General features: G+C 54.5%; 1 protein-coding gene. It reads right to left on the bottom strand.

The features are described from left to right. Positions 1–209: DDE-type integrase/transposase/recombinase (locus tag G7A66_RS12925; protein WP_174296100.1), on the bottom strand; the 209-nt coding region annotated here is incomplete at both ends.

Genomic DNA, 209 nt, shown 5'->3' with positions numbered 1-209 from the left:
AGGGATTTGAAGAATGTCTCGACGGAGGCGTTGTCGTAACAATTTCCCTTGCCGCTCATCGATGGACGCAGGCCATAGGCCTGCAGCTTTTTCTGATAGTCGTAAGAACAATATTGGCTGCCGCGATCCGAATGGAAAAGGCAGCCTTCTGGAGGCTGGCGCAGGCGCACCGCCATATCCAGCGCCCTGATCGCCAGATCCTTCTTCAT

This window comes from Alteripontixanthobacter muriae (genome assembly GCF_013336795.1).
In the GTDB taxonomy this organism is placed as follows: Bacteria; Pseudomonadota; Alphaproteobacteria; order Sphingomonadales; family Sphingomonadaceae; genus Pseudopontixanthobacter; species Pseudopontixanthobacter muriae.
This window is presented reverse-complemented; position numbering and strand designations above follow the sequence as displayed.